21 protein-coding genes are annotated in these 24,994 nt (G+C 72.4%); 14 read left to right on the forward strand and 7 right to left on the reverse strand.

Annotation, left to right across the window (positions count from 1 at the left end):
• Positions 1-112: 112 nt before the first annotated feature.
• The 4 genes from K329_RS23770 to K329_RS0101225 are packed head-to-tail and all read left to right on the forward strand — an operon-like array spanning position 113 to position 5,725.
• Positions 113-2,641: a DNA gyrase/topoisomerase IV subunit A gene (locus K329_RS23770; protein WP_084540902.1), complete on the forward strand. Its 2,529-nt coding sequence runs from the start codon at positions 113-115 to the stop codon at positions 2,639-2,641.
• Between the two features lie 5 nt (positions 2,642-2,646).
• The gene (locus tag K329_RS0101215; RefSeq protein ID WP_028471635.1) at positions 2,647-3,426 is read left to right on the forward strand and encodes an LppX_LprAFG lipoprotein; all 780 of its coding nucleotides are present in this window, start codon (positions 2,647-2,649) and stop codon (positions 3,424-3,426) included.
• Positions 3,423-5,186, forward strand: a complete 1,764-nt coding sequence (locus K329_RS23775) for an MFS transporter (RefSeq protein WP_043641836.1) — start codon at positions 3,423-3,425, stop codon at positions 5,184-5,186. Before K329_RS0101215 ends, K329_RS23775 begins: the two co-directional genes overlap by 4 nt.
• A 44-nt stretch (positions 5,187-5,230) precedes the next feature.
• Positions 5,231-5,725 carry a beta-class carbonic anhydrase gene (locus tag K329_RS0101225; RefSeq protein ID WP_043641838.1) on the forward strand — a complete coding sequence of 165 codons (495 nt, stop codon included), beginning with the start codon at positions 5,231-5,233 and terminating at the stop codon, positions 5,723-5,725.
• A gap of 235 nt (positions 5,726-5,960) precedes the next feature.
• Here K329_RS0101225 and K329_RS0101230 read toward each other — a convergent pair whose 3' ends face one another.
• Positions 5,961-6,419, reverse strand: a complete 459-nt coding sequence (locus K329_RS0101230; protein ID WP_028471637.1) for a hypothetical protein — start codon at positions 6,417-6,419, stop codon at positions 5,961-5,963.
• Positions 6,420-6,508: 89 nt separating this feature from the next.
• On the reverse strand, positions 6,509-8,668 hold the full coding sequence (locus tag K329_RS0101235) for a DNA gyrase/topoisomerase IV subunit B (RefSeq protein ID WP_084540903.1): 2,160 nt from the start codon (positions 8,666-8,668) through the stop codon (positions 6,509-6,511).
• A gap of 310 nt (positions 8,669-8,978) precedes the next feature.
• Here K329_RS0101235 and K329_RS0101240 point away from each other — a divergent pair, with 310 nt between their 5' ends.
• Complete coding sequence (locus tag K329_RS0101240; protein ID WP_052336224.1) at positions 8,979-9,218, forward strand: DUF7455 domain-containing protein; 240 nt, start codon at positions 8,979-8,981, stop codon at positions 9,216-9,218.
• A gap of 94 nt (positions 9,219-9,312) precedes the next feature.
• A complete protein-coding gene (locus K329_RS0101245) occupies positions 9,313-9,786 on the forward strand; it encodes a DUF456 domain-containing protein (protein WP_028471640.1) in 474 nt (157 codons plus the stop codon).
• Between the two features lie 64 nt (positions 9,787-9,850).
• On the opposite strand, the gene K329_RS0101250 is transcribed toward K329_RS0101245, so the two are convergent.
• A complete protein-coding gene (locus K329_RS0101250; RefSeq protein WP_342665400.1) occupies positions 9,851-11,125 on the reverse strand; it encodes an RNA polymerase sigma factor in 1,275 nt (424 codons plus the stop codon).
• Between the two features lie 407 nt (positions 11,126-11,532).
• Positions 11,533-11,718, reverse strand: a complete 186-nt coding sequence (locus tag K329_RS0101255) for a DUF5302 family protein (protein ID WP_028471642.1) — start codon at positions 11,716-11,718, stop codon at positions 11,533-11,535.
• A 118-nt stretch (positions 11,719-11,836) separates the two neighbouring features.
• On the opposite strand from K329_RS0101255, the gene K329_RS29200 reads away from it, so the two are divergent.
• Positions 11,837-13,579 carry a serine/threonine-protein kinase gene (locus tag K329_RS29200; protein ID WP_052336225.1) on the forward strand — a complete coding sequence of 581 codons (1,743 nt, stop codon included), beginning with the start codon at positions 11,837-11,839 and terminating at the stop codon, positions 13,577-13,579.
• 109 nt (positions 13,580-13,688) lie between these two features.
• On the forward strand, positions 13,689-15,059 hold the full coding sequence (locus K329_RS31845) for a serine/threonine-protein kinase (RefSeq protein ID WP_052336226.1): 1,371 nt from the start codon (positions 13,689-13,691) through the stop codon (positions 15,057-15,059).
• A gap of 75 nt (positions 15,060-15,134) precedes the next feature.
• Here the strand turns inward: K329_RS31845 and K329_RS0101270 are convergent, their stop codons facing one another.
• Positions 15,135-16,328 (reverse strand): acyl-CoA dehydrogenase family protein, encoded by a 1,194-nt coding sequence (locus K329_RS0101270; RefSeq protein WP_028471643.1) that lies wholly within the window; start codon positions 16,326-16,328, stop codon positions 15,135-15,137.
• A 163-nt stretch (positions 16,329-16,491) separates the two neighbouring features.
• On the opposite strand from K329_RS0101270, the gene K329_RS23790 reads away from it, so the two are divergent.
• From K329_RS23790 to K329_RS0101290, 4 genes are read left to right on the forward strand one after another with little or no spacing between them, the layout of a single operon-like run.
• Positions 16,492-17,772 (forward strand): magnesium transporter MgtE N-terminal domain-containing protein, encoded by a 1,281-nt coding sequence (locus tag K329_RS23790; protein WP_043641841.1) that lies wholly within the window; start codon positions 16,492-16,494, stop codon positions 17,770-17,772.
• On the forward strand, positions 17,769-18,302 hold the full coding sequence (locus tag K329_RS23795) for a DUF1003 domain-containing protein (protein ID WP_043641843.1): 534 nt from the start codon (positions 17,769-17,771) through the stop codon (positions 18,300-18,302). The genes K329_RS23790 and K329_RS23795 overlap by 4 nt, the downstream gene beginning before the upstream one ends.
• Before the next feature lie 11 nt (positions 18,303-18,313).
• Entirely contained in the window at positions 18,314-19,486 is a 1,173-nt protein-coding gene (locus tag K329_RS0101285) for an Mrp/NBP35 family ATP-binding protein (protein WP_084540905.1), read from the forward strand.
• 3 nt (positions 19,487-19,489) lie between these two features.
• Complete coding sequence (locus K329_RS0101290; protein WP_028471645.1) at positions 19,490-19,816, forward strand: sec-independent translocase; 327 nt, start codon at positions 19,490-19,492, stop codon at positions 19,814-19,816.
• A 15-nt stretch (positions 19,817-19,831) separates the two neighbouring features.
• On the opposite strand, the gene K329_RS0101295 is transcribed toward K329_RS0101290, so the two are convergent.
• Complete coding sequence (locus K329_RS0101295; RefSeq protein ID WP_028471646.1) at positions 19,832-20,395, reverse strand: hypothetical protein; 564 nt, start codon at positions 20,393-20,395, stop codon at positions 19,832-19,834.
• Positions 20,396-20,507: 112 nt separating this feature from the next.
• Here K329_RS0101295 and K329_RS0101300 point away from each other — a divergent pair, with 112 nt between their 5' ends.
• Entirely contained in the window at positions 20,508-21,335 is an 828-nt protein-coding gene (locus K329_RS0101300) for a LysM peptidoglycan-binding domain-containing protein (protein ID WP_028471647.1), read from the forward strand.
• A 40-nt stretch (positions 21,336-21,375) separates the two neighbouring features.
• Positions 21,376-21,951, forward strand: coding sequence for an Rv3235 family protein (locus tag K329_RS29210; RefSeq protein ID WP_052336227.1), 576 nt, complete (start codon positions 21,376-21,378; stop codon positions 21,949-21,951).
• Between the two features lie 73 nt (positions 21,952-22,024).
• Here the strand turns inward: K329_RS29210 and secA are convergent, their stop codons facing one another.
• Entirely contained in the window at positions 22,025-24,877 is a 2,853-nt protein-coding gene (secA, locus tag K329_RS0101310) for a preprotein translocase subunit SecA (RefSeq protein WP_028471649.1), read from the reverse strand.
• Between the last annotated feature and the right edge of the window lie 117 nt (positions 24,878-24,994).

Below are 24,994 nucleotides of genomic sequence, written 5' to 3' on the forward strand. Positions count from 1 at the left end.
CACGAACTTACCGTCTGCACGCCGCCGCCGGAGCCGGTCGGTGCCCCCGGGGCCCGGAGCCGTCCGGCGTGCCCCGCGCACCGGCGCGCCCGGCCTCGGCGAGAATGCCCCCATGGCCCGTCGTAGCACCCCCGAACCCCTGCCGGACGACGTCGAGGAGAACATCCTCGACATCGACGTCTCCGACGAGATGCGCAACTCGTTCCTGGAGTACGCCTACTCCGTCATCTACTCCCGGGCGCTGCCCGACGCGCGCGACGGCCTCAAGCCCGTGCAGCGCCGGATCCTCTACACGATGAACGACATGGGCCTGCGGCCCGACCGGGGCCACGTGAAGTCGGCCCGCGTGGTCGGCGAGGTGATGGGCCGCCTCCACCCGCACGGCGACGGCGCGATCTACGACGCCCTGGTGCGCCAGGCGCAGCCGTTCGCCGTACGCGTGCCGATGATCGACGGTCACGGCAACTTCGGCTCCCCCGACGACCCGCCGGCCGCCATGCGCTACACGGAGTGCCGGATGGCGCCCGCCGCGGTCGCGATGACCGCGTCGATCGACGAGGAGACGGTCGACTTCCGGCCGAACTACGACTCCCGCGAGCTCGAGCCCGCCGTGCTGCCCGCGGCGATCCCCACGCTCGTGGTCAACGGCACGACCGGCATCGCCGTCGGCATGGCCACGAACTGCGCCCCCCACAACCTCGTCGAGGTCGTGCAGGCGCTGCGGCACCTCATCACGGACCCGGCGGCCGGCATCGACGACCTGATGCGCTTCATCCCCGGCCCCGACCTGCCCACCGGCGGCAAGATCGTGGGCCTCGACGGCATCCGCGACGCCTACGAGACCGGGCGCGGCTCCTTCAAGATGCGGGCCACGGCACGCATCGAGACGATCGGGCGGCGCAAGGGCATCGTCGTCACCGAGCTGCCGTACGGCGTGGGCACCGAGAAGGTCGTGGCCCGCATCAAGGACCTGGTGCTGTCGAAGAAGCTCGTGGGCATCTCCGACATCAAGGACCTCACCGACCGGGAGAAGGGCCTCAACCTGGTCATCGAGATCAAGAACGGCATCAACCCCGAGGCCCTCCTGGAGCAGCTCTACAAGCAGACGCCGATGGAGGACTCCTTCGGCATCAACGCGGTCGCGCTCGTCGAGGGCCAGCCCCGCACCCTGGGGCTCAAGGAGATGCTGACGGTCTTCCTCGCCCACCGGTACGACGTGGTGCGCCGCCGCTCGGCCTTCCGCCGCCGCAAGGCCGCCGAGCGCCTGCACCTCCTGGAGGGGCTCCTGCTCGCCCTCGTCGACATCGACGAGGTCATCCAGGTGATCCGCACGAGCGACGACACCGGGGCCGCCCGCGGCCGCCTGATGACGGTCTTCGACCTCTCCCTCCTCCAGGCCGACTACATCCTCGAGATGCAGCTGCGGCGGCTCACCCGGTTCAGCAAGCTCGACATCGAGCAGGAGGCCGACGAGAAGCGCCGCACGATCGAGGACCTCGACGAGATCCTCGGCGACGAGGCCCGCCTGCGCGCCGTCGTCTCCGACGAGCTGGCCGAGATCGCCCGGGAGCACGGCACGCCGCGGCGCACGGTCCTCCTCGAGTCGGCGGGCATGCCCGCCACGGCGACGGTGCCGCTCGAGGTCGCCGACGACCCCTGCCTCGTGCTGCTCTCCTCCGGCGGGCTGCTGGCCCGCACGCGTACGGCGCAGACGCCCGGCAGCGGCGAGGGCCGCTCCCAGCACGACGTCGTCACGTCGGTCGTGCGCACCACCGCCCGCGGCGAGGTCGGGGTCCTCACCACGCACGGCCGGGTGGTGCGCCTCGGCGTGGTCGACCTGCCCCAGCTGCCCGACACGGCGAGCGACCCGCACCTCAGCGGCGGCCACCCCGTCAGCGAGTTCGTGGCGCTCCAGGGCACCGAGCGGGTGCTCGCCCTCACGGCCCTGCCGACCGACGGACCTGGTCTCGCGCTCGGCACCCGCCAGGGCGTCGTCAAGCGCGTCAACCCCGAGGTGCCGAACCGCGACGAGTGGGAGGTCGTGCGCCTGGCCGACGGCGACGAGGTCGTCGGCGCGGTCGAGCTCACGACGGGCGAGGAGGAGCTGTGCTTCGTCTCCTCCGACGCCCAGCTGCTCCACTTCTCGGCCGCGGGGGTGCGTCCGCAGGGGCGGGCCGGCGGCGGCATGGCCGGCATCAAGCTCGGGGCGGGCCAGCAGGTCGTGCACTTCGGGGCGTTCACCCCCGGCCGCGACGACCACGAGGCCGTCGTCGTCACGGTCTCGGGCGCGTCCACGGCCCTGCCCGGCACCCAGGTCGGCGCCGCGAAGGTGACGCCCTTCTCGGAGTACCCCGCCAAGGGGCGCGCGACGGGCGGCGTCCGCTGCCACCGCTTCCTCAAGGGCGAGGACACGCTGCTCCTCGCCTGGGCCGGGCCGGGTCCGGCCCGGGCCGCGGCCGGTTCCGGCGCCCCCGTCGAGCTGCCCGACGCCGACGGGCGCCGCGACGGCTCGGGCGTGCCGCTGGCCCAGCCGGTGGTGGCCGTGGGCTCCCCCGTGGTCGCCCTGGTCGTGGGCACGACGACGGCCGGTGACGGCCCCGCAGGAACGCCCGTGCCGCCGACCTCCGATGTGGAAGGCTGACCGCCATGGAGAACCCCCAGCCCGGAGCCGACGACGCCCCGGCTCCCCGCCGCCGTCGCCCCTGGCTGGTCGGCCTCGTCGCGGTCGTCGTGCTCGTCGTCGTGGCGTTCGTCGTCCTCAGCCTGACGCGGGACGACTTCGGGCCCGATCTCGACTTCTCGCGGCCCGCCGCGGAGCCCGAGGACGTGCTGAAGGACGCGAAGGCCAACCTCGACGAGACCGAGGGCGTCAAGATCGCCATCACCGCCGAGGACATCCCGGAGGACCTCCAGACGGGCCTGGTGAGCGCCGACGGCACCGCCGTGCGGCCCGCCTCGTTCTCCGGTGAGATCTCCGTGCGCGCCTCCGGCTTCGCCGCGACCGCCGACGTCATCGCCGTCGACGGCACGACGTACGTCAAGGGCGCCGTGATCTTCCCGGACTGGACGCCGATCGAGCCGGACCAGTTCAACGCCCCGGACCCGAGCACCCTCCTCGACCCCGACGCCGGCATCTCCGGGTTCCTCACCGCGCTCGACGACGTCGAGGTCGGCGAGGCGCAGCGCGACGAGTCCGACGGCTCGCTGGTGCTCACGCCGTACTCGGGCACGCTGCCCGCCGAGACCGTGCGCACCCTGATCCCGGGCGCCCAGGACGGCGAGTTCGACACCACCTACCTCATCGACGACGACGGCTTCCTGCGCGAGGCCCGGCTCAGCGGGGCGTTCTACCCGGACGAGGACGACATGACGTACGTCGTCACGTTCGCCGACTACGGCGAGACCATCGAGATCGTCGAGCCGTGAGGCTCGCGCCGGCCGACCGCGCCCTCCTCGCGCTCGCGGCCGTCGCCGTCGCGATCGCGGCGGCCGACACGTACGTCGTCGTGCTCGCCCTGCCCGAGATGAGCGCGGCCGCGGGCATCGAGACCGTCGAGCTCCAGCGGGCCGCGCCGATCATCTCGGGCTTCCTGCTCGGGTACGTCGCGATGCTCCCCCTCATCGGGCGCGTCGCCGACCTGCAGGGCCGCGTGCCGGTGCTGCTCATGTCGCTGGTCGTCTTCGCGGTCGGCTCGGGCCTCACCGCGCTGGCCTACGACCTGCCCACGATGGTGGGCGGCCGCTTCCTCCAGGGCGTGGGCGGCGGCGGGCTCATCCCGGCCACCATGGCCCTGGTCGCCGACCTCTTCCCCGTGGAGCGCCGCGGCCTGCCGCTCGGTCTCGTGTCCGCCGTGCAGGAGCTGGGCAGCGTGCTCGGCCCGGTCCTCGGCGCCGGCGTGCTCGCGGTCGCCACCTGGCGCGGGATCTTCGCCCTCAACCTCGTCGCCGGTCTCGTCCTGCTCGTCGCCGTGCGCGTGCTCTCCCGCCGCTCGGCGGCGCCCGAGGTCGCGGAGGCCGCACCCCCACCGCGGCGCTCGCCCGACGTCCTCTCCTGGCTGCTCCTCCTCGTCGTGACGGTGGCCGGCGCGCTCACGTTCCTGCGGCCCCCGGCGCTGCTGCGGGACCTGGTCTGGGGCCAGCTCTTCATCTCGTACGCTGGCACGAACCGCTGGGCGTCCCCCGTCGGCCTGCTGACGCTCGCCGCCCTGGCCGCCCTGCTCGTGTGGTCGGTCGCGGCCACCCGTCCGCTTCTGGACCTGCGCCGGTGGGGTCGTGCCCTCGCCGCGGCCGACCTGCCGGGCGCCGCGCTCCTCGCCGTCGCCCTCGGCGGCGTCATCCTGGCGTTCGGCACCGGCGACCCCGAGGTGCAGGTGTTCTCCGACCAGGGCCACTGGTACCTCGTGGGCTCCGCCGTCGCCACCGTGCTGCTCGTCGTCCACCTGCGCCGCGCCTCGGCGCCCCTGCTCCCCCGTACCGCGCTGCGCGCCCGGCCCGCCTGGGGCGGCCTCCTGGTCAGCCTCTTCGTCGGCGCGGCCCTGATCGCCGCGGTCGTGGCGATCCCGCTGTTCGCGCGCACCACGACCTACCCGGACTCGCAGGTGCTGGCCTCGCTCGTGCTGGTCCGGTTCCTCGTCGCCCTGCCCGTCGGGGCCGTGGCCGGTGGCTGGCTGCTGCGCCGGTACGACGCGGGCCCCGTCGCCGGGGTCGGCATGCTGCTCACCGCCGGCGGGTTCGCCTGGATGTCCACCTGGGACGCCGAGGCGCTCGACGGCCTGGTCGCCAACGTGCCCCTGCTCCTGGCCGGCCTCGGGTTCGGGCTCGCGCTGGCACCGATCAACGCCGCCGTGCTCGCGACCACCGACGACGACGTCCACGGGCTGGCGTCCGCCCTCGTCGTGGTCGCCCGGATGGTCGGCATGCTCGTCGGGATCTCCGCCCTGACCTCGCTCGGGCTGCGCGCGTTCTACCGGGAACGCGACGGGCTCCCGCTGGTCGGCGAGGTGTGCGGCGACGAGGGCACGTGCAAGGAGTACAACGCCCTGCTGCTCGACGCCGCGCTCACGCAGGAGCAGGTCGTCTTCGCCGGGGCGGCCGTCTGCGCCCTCGTCGCGGCGCTCCTGGCCGTGGCCCTGTTCCGGGGCGCGCCGACACGCGGCAGCCAGCGCCCGGGCCTGCTCATCGGGTGAACCACCCGGGCACGCCCCCGACCACGTCGGTTATCTTGCGATCCGTGAGCGCCTTCGACGATCTCCTCGAGTCCAACCGTGCCTTCTCCGAGACCTTCGCCCTCGGCGGCTTCGACGGCATCGCCCACGCGGGCGTCGCCATCGTGACGTGCATGGACAGCCGGATCGACCCCCTGGCCATGGTCGGCCTGAAGGCGGGCGACGCGAAGATCTTCCGCAACCCCGGCGGTCGGGTGACGCCCCAGGCGCTCGAGGCGCTCGTGATGGGCGTCCACCTGCTGAACGTGCAGCGCATCCTCGTGGTGCCGCACACCCGCTGCGCCGTCGCCTCGAACAGCGAGGAGGAGCTGCGTGCCCGCGTCGCCGAGTCCGCCGGGGTCGACGCGGCCTGGCAGACGTTCCACGTCGTGCGCGACCAGCAGGCGAGCCTCGCCGAGGACGTGCACAAGGTGCAGTCGCACCCGCTCATCCCGGCGACCGTCGAGGTCGGCGGCTTCATCTACGACGTCGACAGCGGCCTGCTCGAGCCCTTCGTCTGAGTCGACGGGGGCGGGTCGGCCCGCGGCCGGACCCGACCGCGACGTCATCCGGACCGGGGCCCCGACGCCACCGTTCGGATGACGTCCCGCCCGAGCCGTCCGGAACCGCCTCAGCCGCATCGGGACGTCCTACGGACCGTGCACCCCGGACCACCATCCGGAGGACGACCCGGCGAGCCTTCTGACGCCCCGGCGAGCCGCGCCGGGCGTCGGGCGCGTCCCAGTCGACGTCAGGTCAGCGGGACCCGTCGAGCAGCTCGCGGTCGCCCAGGAGGTCGTCGAGATCGAACGTCGCCTGCTCGACCCGACCGGGCGACGAGCAGAGGGTCGGCTTGGGCACCTCGCGCACGGTGATGACGACCTCGTCGTCCGTCTCCCGCACGGTGTGGTCGCCCGGGGCCGCGCACGGCTGGGCGTCCCACGACACGGTCACCGACGAGCCGTCGACCACCGGGTCGCGCCAGCCCACGGGCTCGCCCTCCGACGGCTCGAAGGCGGCCCGCACCAGCACGACGGCTCCGACGACCACGACCAGGAAGGCGACGAAGCCAGCCGCCAGGATGATCCACTGGCGCCGCGACGTCCCCCGGTCGTCGTCGGTGGGATCGTCGAACCCGTCGTCGACCTCGGGCTCGTCGTAGCCGTCTCCCGGCTCCTCGACGTCCCCGAACAGAAAGCTCTTCTCCTCGACCACCGACCCAGGATCACACACTCCCGGAGGGTCCGCGGACCAGCGTCGGAGCGACTCCGCTCACGTGGGCGACCCGGGCGCGTGCCCCTCGGTCAGACGTCGATCGCGTCGCGGTCGACGCTGTAGCTGCCCGCGACGATGAACTCCTTGCGGGGGGCGACGTCGGAGCCCATCAGCAGCTCGAAGACCGACGAGGCGTCGACGGCGTCGTCGACGGTGAGCCGCCGCAGCGTGCGGTGGCGGGGGTCCATCGTCGTCTCGGCCAGCTGCTGGGCGTCCATCTCGCCGAGGCCCTTGTAGCGCTGCACCGGGTCCTTCCACCGCAGGTTCTTGCGCTTGAGCTCGGCCAGCTTCCGCTGCAGCTCGGCGTCGGAGTAGGTGTAGACGTACTTCTCCATGCCCTTGCGCGGGTTGGAGAGCTCGATGCGGTGCAGCGGCGGCACGGCCGAGAACACCCGGCCTGCCGTGATGAGGTCGGGCATGTAGCGGAAGAACAGCGTCGCGAGCAGGCACCGGATGTGGGCACCGTCGGAGTCGGCGTCCGCCATGAAGATGATGCGGCCGTAGCGGGCGGCGTCCAGCTCGAACGACCGGCCGGTGCCGGCGCCGACGACCTGGATGATCGAGGCGCACTCGGCGTTCTTGAGCATGTCGGCCACCGAGGCCTTCTGCACGTTGAGGATCTTTCCGCGGATGGGCAACAGGGCCTGGAACTCCGAGTTGCGCGCCAGCTTCGCCGTGCCCAGCGCGGAGTCGCCCTCGACGATGAACAGCTCGCTGCGCTCGGTGTCGGTCGAGCGGCAGTCGGCGAGCTTCGCGGGCAGGGCGGAGGACTCGAGCGCGTTCTTGCGGCGCTGGGTCTCCTTGTGCTGACGGGCGGCGAGGCGGGTCTTGGACGCTCCGACCACCTTCTCCATCACCAGCTTCGCCTGGGCCTTCTCGGCCTTCTTGGTGCTGGTGAGGAACTCCTTGAGCTCGCGCGCCACGACCTTGCGCACGATCCCGCGGGCTGCGGGCGTGCCGAGGATCTCCTTCGTCTGGCCCTCGAACTGGGGCTCGGCGAGGCGCACCGTGACGACGGTGGTCAGGCCCTCGAGCACGTCGTCCTTGATGACGTCGGTGTCGCCCTGCTTGAGCGCCTTGGTGGTGCGCAGCACCTCGTTGAAGGTGCGGGTGACCGCCTGCTCGAAACCGCTGACGTGGGTGCCGCCCTTGGGCGTGGCGATGACGTTGACGTAGGAGCGGAGCACGGTGTCGTAGCCCGTGCCCCAGCGCGCGGCCACGTCGACGACGAGCTCGCGCTCCACGTCCTGGGGTGTCATGTGGCCCTTGGCGTCGAGCACCGGGACCGTCTCGGTGAAGGTGTCGGTGCCCCGGAGCCGGAGGATGTCGGTGACCGGCTCACCGTCGGCGAGGAAGTCGACGTACTCGGCGATGCCGCCGTCGTGGAGGAACGTCTCCTCCCGCGGCTCGTCACCGCGCAGGTCGCGGATCACCAGCTGCAGGCCCGGGACGATGAAGGCGGTCTGGCGGGCGCGCACCACGAGGTCGTCGTAGACGAACGCCGCGTCCTTCGTGAAGATCTGGCGGTCGGGCCAGAACCGCACCCGCGTGCCCGTCGGCGACTTCGCGGTGACGCGGGAGCCGCGCCGGGTCAGGCCCGACCGGACCTCGAACTCGGCCGCGGGCCCGTCGCCGGTGAAGACACCGGGGACTCCCCGCCGGAAGGACATGCCCTGCAGCGCGGGCGGACGCTCGATGTCGACGTCGAGCCGCGACGAGAGCGCGTTGACCACGGAGGCGCCGACGCCGTGCAGGCCGCCCGAGGCCGCGTACGAGCCGCCGCCGAACTTTCCGCCGGCGTGCAGCTTCGTGTAGACGACCTCGACGCCGGGCAGGCCCGTCTTGGGCTCCTTGTCGACCGGGATGCCGCGCCCGTCGTCGTGCACCTCGACGGAGTCGTCGGCGTGGATCGTCACCTCGATGCGGCTCGCGTGGCCACCGAGGGCCTCGTCGACGCCGTTGTCGATGATCTCCCAGACGCAGTGCATCAGGCCCCGGGTGTCGGTGGAGCCGATGTACATGCCCGGACGCTTGCGGACGGCCTCCAGGCCCTCGAGGACCAGGAGGTTGGCTGCGTTGTAGGCCGTGTCGATGGGAGTGCTCCTCGTGCGGTGCGTGCCGTGGCGGCCGCGACGCCTGCGCGACCTGCGTCCGCAATCTACCGGCGGGCGGGGACAACGCCGCGGCAGCGCCCCCGGGAACCTCGGACCAATCCGTCGGGCCCGGGGTCACGAACCCGACACGAAAGACGATCACTTGCCCGGAAATGCGACACGTCCGTCCGTCGAGGGGCCAGGATGCTCGTACGGCACGACCCGCAACGGAGCGGGGCACGGCTGGAGCCACCAGCCGCAGGCAGCAGCCCGACGGCGCGACCCCGGTCTCACGATTGGGTGTCGGGGCATCGGGGTACAGCACGTCGTGATGGGATCGACAGGTCATCCCGACCCGGGGACCGTGGGAATGTTTTCCCCGGCCGCTAGGTTGGGCAAGGCACCGATGAAGAGAAATGAGGCCGATGTGACTACTGCAGTTGCCCCCAACTCCGCGGCACTGACCGCGACGGACCGTTGCGACCGCTGCGGCGCCCAGGCCTACCTGCGTGTCGAGCTCAGCAGCGGCGGTGAGCTCCTTTTCTGTGCCCACCACGCCCGCCAGCACGGCGACGCTCTCAAGGAGGTCGCGAGCCACGTGCAGGACGAGACCCACAAGCTCTCCGGCTCCTCCAACGAGGGCTGACCACGCACCACCGGCACCACCCACGACGACCCCGGACCTCCTGGTCCGGGGTCGTCGTGCGTCCGGGCACGACAGGACCTGCGAGGATCACCCCGTGACCTGGACCGACGCGCTCGTTGCCCTCTTCCTGCTCGTCGGGCTGCTCGGCATCGTCCTGCCGATCCTTCCCGGCTCCCTGCTCATCGCCGGGACCCTGCTGACGTGGGCCGCCCTGACCGGAGGTGCGGCCTGGGGCTGGTTCGCCGCCGCGGTCGCCGTGCTGGCGATCGGCACCACGCTGCAGTACGTCGTGCCCGGCCGCCGGCTCAAGACCGCCGGGGTGCCCAACCAGACCCTCCTGCTCGGCGCGCTGGTCGGCTTCGTGGGGTTCTTCGTCATCCCGTTCGTCGGCCTGTTCGTCGGCTTCGTCCTGGGCGTGTACACCGCGGAGGTCTCCCGCCTCGGCCGCGAGGCCGCCCGCCCGTCGACCGTCGCGGCCCTCAAGGCCGTCGCGCTCAGCATCGCCATCGAGGCGAGCTTCGCAGTGGTGGCCGTCTCGATCTGGGTCGTCGCCGCCTTCCGGCTCTGACCCCGTACGACGCGACGACGCCCCCGGTGCGGTGCACCGGGGGCGTCGTGGGGAGCGGGTTCGCTCAGTCCAGGTAGTCGCGCAGGACCTGCGAGCGCGACGGGTGACGCAGCTTGCTCATCGTCTTCGACTCGATCTGACGGATGCGCTCGCGCGTCACGCCGTACACCTTGCCGATCTCGTCGAGCGTCTTCGGCTGGCCGTCGGTGAGGCCGAACCGCATGCTGACGACGCCCGCCTCGCGCTCGGAGAGCGTGTCGAGCACGGCGTGCAGCTGCTCCTGGAGGAGCGTGAACGAGACGGCGTCGGCCGGCACGATCGCCTCGGAGTCCTCGATGAGGTCACCGAACTCCGAGTCGCCGTCCTCGCCGAGGGGCGTGTGCAGCGAGATGGGCTCGCGGCCGTACTTCTGGACCTCGACGACCTTCTCGGGGGTCATGTCGAGCTCCTTGGCGAGCTCCTCCGGCGTGGGCTCCCGACCCAGGTCCTGGAGCATCTGCCGCTGCACGCGCGCGAGCTTGTTGATGACCTCGACCATGTGCACCGGGATGCGGATCGTGCGGGCCTGGTCGGCCATGGCGCGGGTGATCGCCTGGCGGATCCACCACGTCGCGTACGTCGAGAACTTGTAGCCCTTGGTGTAGTCGAACTTCTCGACCGCGCGGATCAGGCCGAGGTTGCCCTCCTGGATCAGGTCCAGGAAGAGCATGCCGCGACCGGTGTAGCGCTTGGCGAGCGAGACGACGAGCCGCAGGTTGGCCTCGAGGAGGTGGTTCTTGGCGCGGCGGCCGTCCTCCGAGATCCACTCGAGCTCCTCGGCGACCTTCGCCGTGATCTTGCCGCCCTTGGCGACCTTCTCGTCGGCGAAGAGGCCGGCCTCGATGCGCTTGGCGAGCTCGACCTCCATCTCGGCGTTGAGGAGGGGGACCTTGCCGATCTGCTTCAGGTAGTCCTTGACCGGGTCGGCGGTGGCACCGGCCACCATGACCTGCTGCTCGGGCTCGTCCGTGTCGTCGGCGGCCGAGACGGTGAACGCCTGCTTCTCGTCTTCCTTGATCGTCGGGTCCGCCTTGACGTCCTTCTCGAACTGGTCGTCGGGGATGTCCGGCAGGATCTTCTTGCCGTCGGGACCCACGACCTCGACCGCGGCGGCGCCGTCGGCGACGAGCGCGACCTCCTCGCCGAGGTCGACGGGGTCGATGTCGGCGTCCTTCGCCGCAGCCTTCCTGGCGGGAGCGGCCTTCTTCGCCGCCGGGGCGGCCGCCTTCTTGGCGCGGGCCGTGGTCGTCGTCTTGCGCGTCGAGGTGGCGGCGACGGCGCGCTGGGCGCCGGCGGCGATGTCGACCGTGATGCCGAGGGTGCTGAGGTGGCCCAGCAGCGCCTTCAGGTGGATCGGCTCGATCGCGGCTTCCTCGCTGGCCGCGCGGACCTGGTCAGGAGTCACCACTCCGGACGCCGATCCGTGCTGGACCAGGCCGGTCACTGCGGGGTGCGTGAGCACTGCAGCGGGAAGCTTCTTGCGTGCGTTCGAAGCCACGAACACCTCTCGTCAACGACATCGGGGCGCGGCAGAGCCAGGGACTGTCAAGAGCCGCACGGACCATGATGCCACGCCCACCCAGCGAGTACCGACCCAACCCCGCGATCGACCCTGCCGACCCCCGGACGAACGACCGAGGGCCACGGCCGGCGTCGCTGCGTCGGTCGTGGCCCCCGGTGCGGTGGTGCGTGCGGTGGTGCGGTCGCTCAGGACCCGCCGCCCCCCGCCTTGCGTCGGTGCACCTTCGGCGCGGCTCCGCCGTCGACCTCGGAGCCGTGCGCCTTGCCCGAGCCCCCGACGGAGTCGTCGGGGTGGTCGTGGCCCTGCTTGCGGGCCAGCGCCTCGCGCATCTTGGCCTTCAGTTCCGCTCGTGGATCAGCTGCGTCAGCCATGTGTGGGCCTCCTTTCGGCAGGGCATCCACCGTGCCAGACATCTGCCCCCTGCGTCGACCGCATTGCCGCGGCTATCGTCGGGGGTCATCCCGCAGCACCCCAGAGGAGATCGACCAGGTGGCGCACTTCCCCCAGATCGGCGACACCTTCGGCGCCTACGAGATCACCGGTGAGATCGGGCAGGGCGGCATGGGGGTCGTGTTCGCCGCCCGGCAGACGGGGCTCGACCGCACCGTCGCCCTGAAGGTGCTGGCACCGCAGTTCGCCCAGCAGGGCGACTACCGGGAGCGGTTCATCCGGGAGGCCGCGGCGCTCGCGCACCTCGACTCGCCGCACGTGATCCACGTCTACGACCACGGCGAGCACGACGGTTGCCTCTTCATCGCGACGCAGTACGTCGCGGGCGGCGACCTCGGTCGGCTGCTGCGCACCCACGGCGCGCTGCCGCTCGCGGCGGCCGCCGCCGTCACGGGCCAGATGGCCTCGGCGCTCTCGGACGCCCACCGCGTCGGCATCGTCCACCGCGACGTGAAGCCGACGAACATCCTCCTCCGGCCGGCCGGCGGGGAGCCCTTCGCCTACCTCTGCGACTTCGGCATCGCGCAGGGCGCGCAGGCCGACCTGACGGTGCCGGGCTCGGTCGCCGGCACGCTCGCCTACCTCTCCCCCGAGCGCTGCCGCGGCGAGGCCGCGACGCCCGCCAGCGACCTCTACGCGCTCGGGTGCGTGCTCGTCGCCGCGGTGCGGGGCACGGCACCGTACGCCGGGAGCGACGTCGAGATCGGCATGCAGCACCTCCACGCGGCCGTCCCGCAGCTGCCCGGCCACGACCCCGCCACCCAGCTGCTCAACCACGTGCTCCGTCGCTCCCTGGCCAAGGCGCCGCAGGACCGCTACCCCGACGCCGACACCATGCGGGCCGACCTGCGCCGGCTGGAGCAGACGGCGGCCGGCCGGGCGCCCGGCCACTCCGGCACCGCGGGCGCCGTCATGCCGGCGGTCCCGCCGCTGCCGGCCCCGCAGGGCGGGTCCACCTGGGGAGGCGGCACGGGCCCCCACGGTCCTCTCTCCTCGGGGTCGGGCCACGTGGGGTCCGGCGCCTTCCCCGTCCAGGGCGGGCCCGCCGGGCCGCCGCGACGCCGTACGGCGCTGTGGGTCGCCGCCGCCGTCGCGGCCGTGCTCGTCATCGGTGGCGTCGTCACGGGCGTGGCCCTCACCCGCGGCGACGACACCGGCGACGAGGCGCGCCCGGACGAGGCCGCCAGCGACACCACGGGCTCCAGCACCGACGAGCCCACGGACGACCCGACCGACGACCCGACGGACGAGCCGACCAGCGACGCGCCGACGACCGGCGGCGCGGGCCCGCTCGCCGGACCGCTCCCCGCGGCCACGACGGCCGACCCCGCCGACGGCACGCTCGTCGACGCGGGCGACTTCACCTACCGGGTGCCGCAGGGCTGGGTGCAGAGCGAGCCGGTGAACCCGCAGTACTCCTCGCAGTACATCGCGACCGAGGTGGACGTCGACTTCTACAACAACATCAACACGATCGCGTCCGAGATCGGCACCGACGTGACGATGAACCAGGTCGCCGTCGAGACCCTGCGCCAGCTGCAGCTGACGGGCGCGACCGACGGCCTGCTCGAGGGCATCTTCGCCGTCGACGGGGTCAACGCCGCGTTCGTGACCGCGACCCTCCAGGCGGCCGCCGACGTCGACATGCGCCTGACGCAGTTCACCGCCCTCAAGGACGGCATGGCCTACACGGTCACCATCAGCCAGTCGACGTGGGCGTCGGACGAGGAGGCCGACGCCGAGGTCGGCTCCATCGTCGCGACCTTCGACTGGGCCGACTGACCTCCTCGCCGCTGCGTCGTCGGCGGCGTTTGGGGGTGACCCCGTTGGGATACGGTCGTTCGACCCTGCAGCGCACGAGACGGGGCGAGGCGCGAGGAGGAGACCGGACGTGGCGAAGTTCCCGCAGGTGGGCGACGAGTTCGGCGCCTACCGCATCACCGGTCAGATCGGCCAGGGCGGCATGGGCGTCGTCTACTCGGCCGAGCAGTCCGGGCTGGGACGCACGGTCGCGCTCAAGGTGCTCTCCCCGCAGTACGCCGCGCAGGCCGACTACCAGGAGCGCTTCGTCCGCGAGGCCACCGTGCTCGCGCGGCTCGACTCGGTCCACATCATCCACATCTACGACCACGGCGAGCGCGACGGCTGCCTCTACATCGCCACGCAGTACGTCACCGGCGGCGACCTCGGGCAGGCGATCAAGCAGGCCGAGGGCGGGCTCCCCGTGCGGGAGGCCGCCGAGGTCGTCGCCCAGACCGCGGCGGCGCTGTACGACGCCCACCGGGCCGGCGTCATCCACCGCGACGTGAAGCCCAGCAACGTCCTGCTGCGCGACCGGTCGAGCGAGCTCCACGCCTACCTCTGCGACTTCGGCATCGCCCAGGGCGGCCAGCCCGGTCTCACCGTGGCCGGCTCGGTCGCCGGCACGATGGGCTACATGGCGCCCGAGCGGTGCCGAGGCGAGGCCGCGACGCCGGCGAGCGACGTGTACGCGCTCGGCTGCGTGCTGTGGGCCTCCCTGGCGGGCGCCCCGCCGTACAGCGGGACGGACGTCGAGGTCGGCCTCCAGCACCTGAGCGAGCCCGTGCCGCAGTTCCGCGAGACCGACCCGACGTCGCGCATCGTGAACGCGGTCCTGCGCCGCTCGATGGCCAAGAACCCGGCCGAGCGCTACCCGGACGCCGCGGCCGTGCGCCGTGACCTGCGGGCGATCGTCGACCGCACCCGCTCGCAGCCCGACCTGCGGCTGGTCAAGGCGACCCCGGGGGCAGCCGGGCGACCGGGCGGACTGTCGTCGCCGTCGGGCACGGGCGGCTCGCGCCCGGACCTCTCCCGCCCGAGCGGCGCCGCGGTCGGCCCCCGTCCCCGGCCACAGCCGCCGGTCGGCCCCCCGCCGCCGCCACGCCGCGCCCCGCAGGGACCGCCGCCGCGCGGGTCGTCGCCCTCCCACCCCTCGTCGCCCCAGCACCGGACGCTGCCGCCCCCACCGGCCGCTGCGGGTCGTCGCGACCTCCCGCAGCAGCCCGGCGGCCGACCGGGCGAGCCGCCCCGTCGGGGGTCGAGCGCCTCGCACCCGACGCACCCGGTACGGCCCGCGCCCCCCGGACGCCCCTCCCCCTCCGGCCGCCCGCCCGCTCGAGGCGGCGCACCCGCGCCACCGCCGTCGCGCGGCCTCCAGGGCCAGGCGCTGGCCGCCCTCGTGGTGGGCGGGCTCGTGCTGGTCGCCCTGGTCGTCGTGCTGGTCGTCGCGCTGACCCGCTGAGGCACCCCCGACGTACGACGCGGCGCCGCCCCGGTGGTCCGGGACGACGCCGCGTGCGACGTACGACGGGGCGCGTCAGCGCAGCTGGTACTCCTTGAGCACGGCGCGGCCGATGATCATCTTCTGGATGTCGGAGGTGCCCTCGCCGATGAGCATGAACGCGGCCTCGCGGTAGAGGCGCTCGATCTCGTACTCCTTGGAGTAGCCGTAGCCGCCGTGGATGCGGAACGACGCCTCGACGACCTCGTTGCAGTACTCCGACGCCAGCATCTTGGCCATGCCGGCCTCGACGTCGTTGCGCTGCCCGTCGTCCTTCTTGCGCGCGGCCTTGACCATCATCGTGTGGGCGGTCTCGACCTTCGTCGCCATCTCGGCCAGGCGGAAGCTGATGGCCTGGTGTTGGGCGATCGGCTTGCCGAAGGTCTCGCGCTGCTGGGCGTAGGAGATGCCGAGCTCGAAGGCCCGGTTCGCGATGCCGCAGGCCCGGGCGGCGACGTTGACGCGCCCGACCTCGACGCCGTCCATCATCTGGTAGAAGCCCTTGCCCGGCTCGCCGCCGAGGATCTGGTCGGCGGAGATCTGGTGGCCCTCGAAAATCATCTCCGTGGTGTCGATGCCCTTGTAGCCCATCTTGTCGATCTTGCCGGGCACCGTGACGCCCTGCGCGGTCTCGCCGAAGCCGGGCTCCTTCTCGACCAGGAACGTCGTCATGTTCTTGTAGACGCTCTCGGCGCCCTCGTCGGTCTTGACCAGCACCGCCACCAGGGTCGAGGACCCGCCGTTGGTCAGCCACATCTTCTGGCCGGTGATGGCGTAGCCGTCGTCGTTCTTCACGGCCTTCGTGCTGATCGCCGCCACGTCCGAGCCCAACGAGGGCTCCGACATCGAGAACGCGCCGCGCACCTCGCCCAGCGCCATCTTCGGCAGGTACTTTTGCTTCTGCTCCTCGGTGCCGTGGTGCATCAGCATGTAGGCCACGATGAAGTGGGTGTTGATGACGCCCGAGACGCTCATCCAGCCCCGCGCGATCTCCTCCACGCACAGCGCGTAGGTCAGCAGGGACTCCCCCAGCCCGCCGTACTCCTCGGGGATCATCAGGCCGAAGACGCCGAGCTCCTTGAGCCCCTCGACGATCTCCGTGGGGTACTCGTCCTTGTGCTCGAGCTCGGAGGCGACCGGGATGATCTTGTCCTCGACGAACTGGCGGACGGCCTTGACGATCTCGGTCTGGACGTCGGTGAGTCCGTCGGTCTGGCAGAGCCGGGGCATGGGTGTTCCTTCCGGGCGTAGGGCGTTGCTCGCGGCAGCGTAGTGCGTGGCGTCACGTCCGATGCTACTGGTCAGTAATCGAGAAGGAGAGCCCTCCACCGGACGAATGTCACCGCTGCGGTGACCACGCTCCCCCATCGCGCGTAGCGGTAGCGTTGCGGACGTGAGCTCGACTCCCCTGCGCGTCTACGTCGCCCGACTGCTGGGCCTGCCCGTCTTCGACCCCCAGGGCGAGCAGGTCGGCAAGGTCCGCGACGTCGTCGTCGTGCTGCGCAGCGACGGTGGCGCCCCCCGTGTGGTGGGCCTGGTGACGGAGGTCTTCGGGCGCCGTCGCGTGTTCATGCCGATGACCCGGGTGCTCTCGATCGAGACCGACCACGTCACCACCACGGGCCTGCTCAACGTGCGCCGCTTCGAGCAGCGGGCCACCGAGATCCTCGTGATCGCGCAGATGCTCGACCGCCGGGTCGCGCTGCGCAACACCGACGTCGTCGGCGCCGTCTTCGACATCGCGATCGAGCAGTCGCGCACGCGGGACTGGTTCGTGAGCCGGATCGCCGTGCGCGAGGCCTCCCGCGGCTTCCGCCGTCGCGGGCAGACCCACATCGTCGAGTGGCGCGAGGTCGACGGGCTGATGCAGCGCGACGAGGCCCAGGGCGCCACGCGCCTGCTCGCCGCCCTGGACGAGATGCGCCCGGCCGACGCCGCCCGCATGATCCACGAGCTGCCGCCCGAGCGTCGCCGCACGGTCGTGCTCGCCCTGGACGACGAGCGCCTCGCCGACGTGCTGGAGGAGATGGGCGAGGACGACCAGGTCTCGACGCTGGCCCTCCTCGACTCGGAGCGCGCCGCCGACGTGCTCGAGGAGATGTCGCCCGACGACGCGGCCGACCTCGTCGCCGGCCTGCCTGCGGACACCGCCGCCCAGCTGCTGGCGCTCATGGAGCCGGAGGACGCGGCGGACGTGCGCCGGATGATGTCCTACACCGAGGAGACCGCCGGCGCGATGATGACGCCGGAGCCGATCATCCTGGCCCCGGACGCGACGGTCGCCGACGCGCTGGCGCACGCCCGCAACCCCGACATCCCCCCGTCGCTCGCCGCCCTGGTGTTCATCTGCCGCCCGCCGCTGGAGACCCCGACGGGCAAGCTGATCGGCGCCGCCCACATCCAGCGCCTCCTGCGGGAGCCGCCGTCGTCGCTGGCGGCGGCCGCGCTGGACCAGTCCCTCGACCCGCTGCGCCCCGACGCCACCATCGACGAGGTGGCGGCGCACCTGGCGACGTACAACCTCGTCGCCGCCCCGGTCACCGACGACCAGGGCCGCCTGCTCGGCGCGGTCACCGTCGACGATCTCCTCGACCACCTGCTCCCCGAGGACTGGCGCGACCGGGCGAACGCCCGCGCCGAGGCTCGGGCCGTCTCCCCGGAGAAGCGCGCATGAACGCCCCCCGTGACCGCCCCCGTCTCGACACGCCCAAGGACCCCCGCCGCGGCCTGACGCGTCGCAAGTCCTACGACTCCGACACCTTCGGGGTCTTCGCCGAGCAGTTCGCCCGGTTCATGGGCACGGCGAAGTTCCTCATGTACATGACGCTGTTCGTGCTGCTGTGGGTGCTGTGGAACGTCGCCGCGCCCGGCGCGTCGAAGTTCGACCCGTACCCCTTCATCTTCCTGACGCTGATGCTGAGCCTGCAGGCGTCGTACGCCGCGCCGCTGATCCTGCTCGCCCAGAACCGGCAGGAGAACCGCGACAAGGTGATCGCCGAGCAGGACCGGCGGGCGAACGCCCGGGCCCACGCGGACATGGAGTTCCTCGCCCGCGAGGTGGCGTCGCTGCGGATGGCCGTGGGCGAGGTCGCGACCCGCGACTTCATGCGCAGCGAGCTGCGGGCCCTCCTGGCCGAGCTGCAGGACGACGAGCCGGGAACGGACTCCGAGGTCGAGGCCCGCCGCCGTGGGCGCGACGGCTAGGCTGGGCGACCATGAGCACCACCTCCCCCGCAGGCCCGCCGCGCCCGAGCGTCGAGCAGGTCATGACCGCTCTCGCCGGCGTGAACGACCCCGAGATCAAGCGCCCCATCACCGAGCTCGGCATGGTCGACGAGGTCGTCGTCGGTGACGACGGCCGGGTCGACGTCAGGGTCCTGCTGACCGTCGCCGGCTGCCCGCTGAAGGACACGATCAACAACGACGTCACCGCCGCCGTCACGCGGCTCGACGGCGTCACCGGTGTCGACATCGACCTCGGCGTGATGACCGCCGAGCAGCGCGCCGGGCTCAAGGAGATCCTCAACGGCGGCCAGGCGCAGCGCGAGATCCCCTTCGCGCAGCCCGGCTCCCTCACCCGCGTCTTCGCGATCGCGAGCGGCAAGGGCGGTGTCGGCAAGTCGTCCGTCACCGTCAACCTGGCCCTCGCCATGGCGAAGGAGGGCCTCAAGGTCGGCGTCGTCGACGCCGACATCTACGGCCACTCCGTGCCCGCGATGATGGGGGTCGCGGACGCGCGTCCCACCCAGGTCGACGACCTGATCATGCCCGTGCCGACCGCCTCCGGCGTCTCCGTCATCTCGATCGGCATGCTGAAGCCGCGCCGCGACCAGGTCGTCGCGTGGCGCGGCCCGATGCTCGACCGGGCGCTCGTGCAGATGCTCTCCGACGTCTTCTGGGGCGACCTGGACGTCCTGCTCCTCGACCTGCCGCCCGGCACGGGCGACGTGGCCATCTCGCTCGGCCAGCACCTGCCGAGCGCCGAGGTCGTCGTGGTCACCACGCCACAGGAGGCCGCCGCCGAGGTCGCCGAGCGCGCCGGCACGATGGCCTCGATGATGCACCAGCGCGTCGTGGGCGTCGTCGAGAACATGAGCTACTTCGTCAGCCCCGAGTCGGGGGCGCACCTCGAGCTCTTCGGCAGCGGCGGTGGCGACCGCGTCGCGGCCACGCTCTCCGAGCGCTTCGGGTACGACGTGCGCGTCGTCGGGCGCATCCCGCTCGACCCCGCGCTGCGGGAGGGCGGCGACGTCGGCAAGCCGATCGTCGAGGCCGACCCGACCGCCCCGGCCGCGCTCGAGCTGACCTCGATCGCCCGGACGCTCACCGGCCGGGGCCGCGGCCTCGCGGGCATGCAGCTCGGCCTGACGCCGACCGCGAAGTTCTGACGCGTGTTCGGCATCGGTCTGGCCGAGCTCGGCCTCCTCGCGCTCGTCGCCATGGTCGTGCTCGGACCGGACCGGTTGCCGGAGGTCGCCAAGCAGGCCGGCCAGATGCTGCGCCAGGTCCGGCGGATGGCGACGAACGCCCGTGACGACCTCCGCGAGGAGCTGGGCCCGGACTACGCCGATCTCGAGCTGCGCGACCTCGACCCCCGGGTGATCGTGCGCAAGCACATCATGGAGGCCATGGCCGACGAGGCCGACGAGCCCGTGCGCTCCGGTCTCCGGCCGCTCGAGCCGGGCGAGCTCCCGCCGTACGACCCCGAGGCCACCTGAGGCACGCCGGCCGCCTCACGCCTCGGCGTGGGGCTCGCTCTGCACCGCGGCGACGGCGGCGAGCGCGACGAGCAGCACGCGGGGCGCCGTCCCCCGCTCCCGCTCCCCGACCCTGACCTCCAGGAAGTCCGACCCCACCCGCACGACCACCGCGTGGTGACGCGCCCCGGTGACGAGGTGGAGCACGCAGGGCACGGCGGCATCGGCCAGCCGCCGCAGCGCCGTCGCCACGCCGAGCCGCTGCACGGGTGACCAGGCGGCCTCCGGGCGGGAACGCTCGGAGGCACCCCGCACCACGTCGAGCGCCTCCGTGCGCAGCACCCAGTCGCTGCCGCGGGCCTCCACGAGGCACCAGCCCTCCCCCACGCGCCGCAGCGCCCCGGACACGGGACCGACGCCTCGGACGTCGAGGACGACCTCGGCGTCCACCGAGGCCATCAGGCGGCTCGCCAGCGTCACGCTGCGGTACTCCGCGCGGCTGCGGTCCGCGACCTCCCACGAGCGCTCGACGTCGTACGCCGCCGTGGCCTGCTGCTCGAGGTCGTCGAACAGTGCGAAGAGCTGCTCCTCCCAGGACATGACCCGACCCTGGCATCCCGATCGGCGTCGATCAACTGTGGAGAAACCTTTGACATCGATCTCAAACGTGCGTTGAGATAAGCAAACAGACGCAAACGCAAAGGTTCTCGGGATGACTCACCTCAGCGCTGCGGCACCACCACGGGCCCTGCTCGTCTGGTGCCTCCTCACCGCCGCCACGGCCACCGTCGTGGCCCTGGCCGTCGCGGCCGTCCACGACGCGCTCGCCGGCCTGCTCGCCGCAGGCCCCGCACCGGCGTTCGACGACCTCCTCGTCGGCGCCTGTGCCGCGGTCGCCCTGGTGGCGGCACCCTGGTGCTGGATCGTGACCACCGTCCTCGTGCTCGACGCGGTGCGTGGTCGCGACCGGACGCCGCCGGGGTGCCCCGCCGCACTGCGACGCTGGGTGCTGGCCGCCTGCGGCGTCGCGATCCTGTCGGCGTCCGCCGTGCCCGCGACCGCGTCCTCCGGCACGCCGGTCGGGCTCGCGCCGGGCGGCTCCGGAGACGCCGGCCGGTCCGTCGTCGCCACCGCCGCCGTCGATCGGCGGGACGCGGCGCCCGTCCTCGACGCCCTCCCCGGCGCCCTCGGCGGCGCCGCCCGCGGTGTCGACGGCGCCCCCGACACCGACGACCTGGCCGACCTGCTCGACGGCCTCCCCCTGCCCGACCGGCCCGGGACGGACGGCCCGGCGGCGGTGCCCCCGGCGGCGGCGCCGACCGAGACGTCGGGGACGGCGGCCCACCACGTGGTGCGCGCCGGCGACACCCTCTGGGCCGTCGCGGCGGCAGGTCTGCCCCGCGACGCCGCCGCGGCGGACGTGCTCGCCGCGACGCGACGCCTGCACGCGCTCAACCGGGACGTCGTCGGCGACGACCCGGACCTCGTCCTCCCCGGTCAGCGCCTGCGCCTGGCCGCACCGCCCGTCCCGGGCGCCTGACCGGGCGCCCACCCCCACCCACCCACCCCGAGGAGCTCCGATGACCACCCACCACGGCACCGTCGCCCCGCTCGTCGCCCCGACCGGTCGGGGGCGGGCGTCGACCCGCCCGACCGCGCCGCTGCGCACGACCGTCCAGGGCACGCTCGCCCTCGACCTCACGCCCGACCTGGACCCGCCGACCGCACCGCGTCGGCGACGCCTCCTGCAGGCGGTCGCCACGCCGACGCAGACCCCGCCCCCGGACCTCCCGGCGAGCGACGTCGCCGCACGCGAGGCGGTCGAGCACTGGGCGCACCGCTACTGCCAGGCCGCCGTCGAGATCGCCGGCGGCGACCGACCCGTGACGCAGCTGCTGCGCTGGACGGCGCCGCGGGTCTACACAGACCTCGCGCGTCGCGCCCAGCTCGTGGCGCAGGCCGGGGTCCGCGGCGGCGTCACCCGCAGCCGCACCCTCGTGCGTCCGCAGGTGCGCAGCGTGCGGACCTGCCTCGTGGCCGACGACGTCGCCGAGGTCGGGGCGCACGTGCGATACGGGGAGCGCTCCCGCGCCGTCGCCGCCCGCTTCGAGCGTCGCGGGGAGCACTGGCTCTGCACCGCGCTCGAGTTCGCCTGAGACAGCAGCACGGCGCCCGCACCGACCCCGAGGTCGGTGCGGACGCCGTACGCACGGCCGAGTCGGCCGAAGGTCAGCCGTTCACCCGGGCGGTGAGGCCCGTCGGGCCACCGGGCGCGCCGTGGCAGCGCTTGAACTTCTTGCCGGAGCCGCACGGGCACAGCGAGTTGCGGCCCGTCTCCGCGTACGGGTCGTCGGCCTTGGACGCGGTCTCCCGCTTCGTGACGACCTCTCCGTCCTCCGACGGTGCGGAGTAGGCGAGGCCCTGGGGCGCCCGGGCCGGCTCGAGACCCTTGGCCCGGATCACCGGACGGTCCTTCACGAGCGGTACGGCGCTGTCGCCCGCGGCGGGCTCGCCGTCCTCGGTCTGGACCTCGGGGGCCACCTCGGCCTCCGGGGCCGCGGTGGCGGCCGCCTCGTCGGTGGCCGGCGTCTCGTCGACCTGGACGTCCAGGTTGAAGAGGTAGCCGACGGCCTCCTCCTTGATCCCGTCCATCATGGCGCCGAACATGTCGAAGCCCTCGCGCTGGTACTCGACCAGCGGATCGCGCTGCGCGTAGGCCCGCAGCGAGATGCCCTCGCGCAGGTAGTCCATCTCGTAGAGGTGCTCACGCCATTTGCGGTCGAGCACGGTGAGCACGACGCGACGCTCCAGCTCGCGGAGCACCTCGGCGCCCACCTCGGCCTCGCGGGCGTCGTACGCCGCCAGCGCGTCCTTGCTGAGGTCGGCGGCGAGCTCGTCGCGGCTCATCGCCGCCCGGTTGCCGGCCTTCTCCTCGAGCTCGCTCGCCTCGAGCGTGACGGGGTAGAGCTGGCGCAGGGCGGTCCACAGCGCCTCGAGGTCCCAGTCCTCCGGGTACTCCTCGGTGGCGGCGCGGACGTAGCCCGTGACGACGTCCTCGATGAACGTGCGCACCTGCTCGGAGAGGTCCTCGCCCTCGAGCACCTGGCGGCGTTCGCGGTAGATGACCTCGCGCTGGCGGCTCATCACGTCGTCGTACTTGAGGACGTTCTTGCGCGACTCGAAGTTCTGCGCCTCGACCTGGCCCTGGGCGTTCGCGATCGTCTTCGTGACCCGCTTGGCCTCGATCGGGACGTCGTCGGGCACGCGCATGACGGTCATCACGCGGTCGACCCACTCCGCCTTGAACAGGCGCATCAGCTCGTCCTCGAGCGAGAGGTAGAACCGGGACTCGCCCGGGTCGCCCTGACGGCCGGAGCGACCGCGCAGCTGGTTGTCGATGCGGCGCGACTCGTGCCGCTCCGTGCCGATCACGTAGAGGCCGCCGAGCTCACGGACGGCGTCGTGCTCGTCGGCGACCTGCTTCTTGATGCGCTCGAGGGTCTCGGGCCAGGCGGCCTCGTACTCCTCGTTGTTGTCGACCGGGTCGAGACCCTTCTTGCGCAGCTCGTCGTCGGCGAGGAACTCGACCGAGCCGCCGAGCATGATGTCGGTGCCTCGACCGGCCATGTTCGTGGCCACGGTGACGGCGCCCTTGTGGCCCGCCATCGCGACGATCTTCGCCTCGTTGGCGTGGGCCTTCGCGTTGAGCACCGTGTGGGGCACGTTCTTCTTCTTGAGCATGTCCGAGAGCAGCTCGGACTTCTCCACCGAGACCGTGCCGACGAGGACCGGCTGGCCCTCCTTGTTGCGCTCCGCGATGTCCTCCACGACCGCCTCGTACTTCGCCTGCTCCGTGCGGTAGACGAGGTCGGGCTGGTCGACGCGCTGCGGCGGCTTGTTCGTGCGGATGGGCACGACGCCGAGGCTGTAGATCTTGTCGAACTCCGACGCCTCGGTCATGGCCGTTCCGGTCATGCCGGAGAGCGTGTCGTAGAGACGGAAGTAGTTCTGCAGCGTGATGGTGGCGAGCGTCTGGTACTCCTCGCGGACCTTCACGCCCTCCTTGGCCTCGATCGCCTGGTGGAGGCCGTCGTTGTAGCGGCGCCCCGACAGCATGCGGCCCGTGTGCTCGTCGACGATGAGCACCTCGTCGCCCTGCACGACGTACTCCTTGTCGCGGCGGAAGAGCTCCTTGGCCTTGATGCAGTTGTTGAGGAACGAGATGAGCGGGGTGTTGACCGCCTCGTAGAGGTTCTCGATGCCCAGGTGGTCCTCCACCTTGGTGATGCCGGGCTCGAGGACGGAGATCGTGCGCTTCTTCTCGTCGACCTCGTAGTCGACGTCCTTCTCGAGCTTGCGCGCGATCTTCGCGAACTCGCCGTACCACTTCACCTCGTCCTGCGTGGGGCCCGAGATGATCAGCGGCGTGCGGGCCTCGTCGATGAGGATCGAGTCGACCTCGTCGACGACGGCGAAGTTGTGGCCGCGCTGCACGCAGTCGGAGACCGAGGTCGCCATGTTGTCGCGCAGGTAGTCGAAGCCCAGCTCGTTGTTCGTCGAGTAGGTGATGTCGCAGTTGTAGGCCTCGCGGCGCTCGGCGGGGCGCATCGCCGGGGCGATGACACCGGTCGTGAGGCCGAGGAAGTGGTGGATCCGGCCCATCCACTCGGCGTGGTACTTGGCCAGGTAGTCGTTCACCGTGACGACGTGGACGCCCTTGCCCGCGAGGGCGTTGAGGTAGGTCGGCAGGGTCGCGACCAGGGTCTTGCCCTCACCCGTCTTCATCTCGGCGATGTTGCCGAGGTGGAGGGCGGCGCCACCCATGATCTGCACGTCGTAGTGGCGCTGGCCGATGACGCGGTTCGCCGCCTCCCGCACGGTGGCGAACGCCTCCGGCATGAGGTCGTCGAGGCTCTCGCCGTCCTCGATGCGCTTCCTGAACTCGTCGGTCATGCCGCGCAGCTCGTCGTCGCTCATCGCGACGAAGTCGTCCTCGATCGCGTTGACGGCGGAGGCCACTGCTTCGAGCTGACGGATGATCTTGCCCTCGCCGGCACGAAGCAGCTTGTCGATGATCGCCACGGATGGAACTCCTGGGTCAGGTCGGTGTGTCGGTGCTTCGGGGCGCGCCGAGGGGGCCCCGCACGCGCGTCGACCGTCGCTGGCACGACGGACGCATCGGTCATGCTACCCACGCTC

The organism is Nocardioides alkalitolerans DSM 16699, from assembly GCF_000426525.1.
GTDB classification, from domain to species: Bacteria; Actinomycetota; Actinomycetes; order Propionibacteriales; family Nocardioidaceae; genus Nocardioides; species Nocardioides alkalitolerans.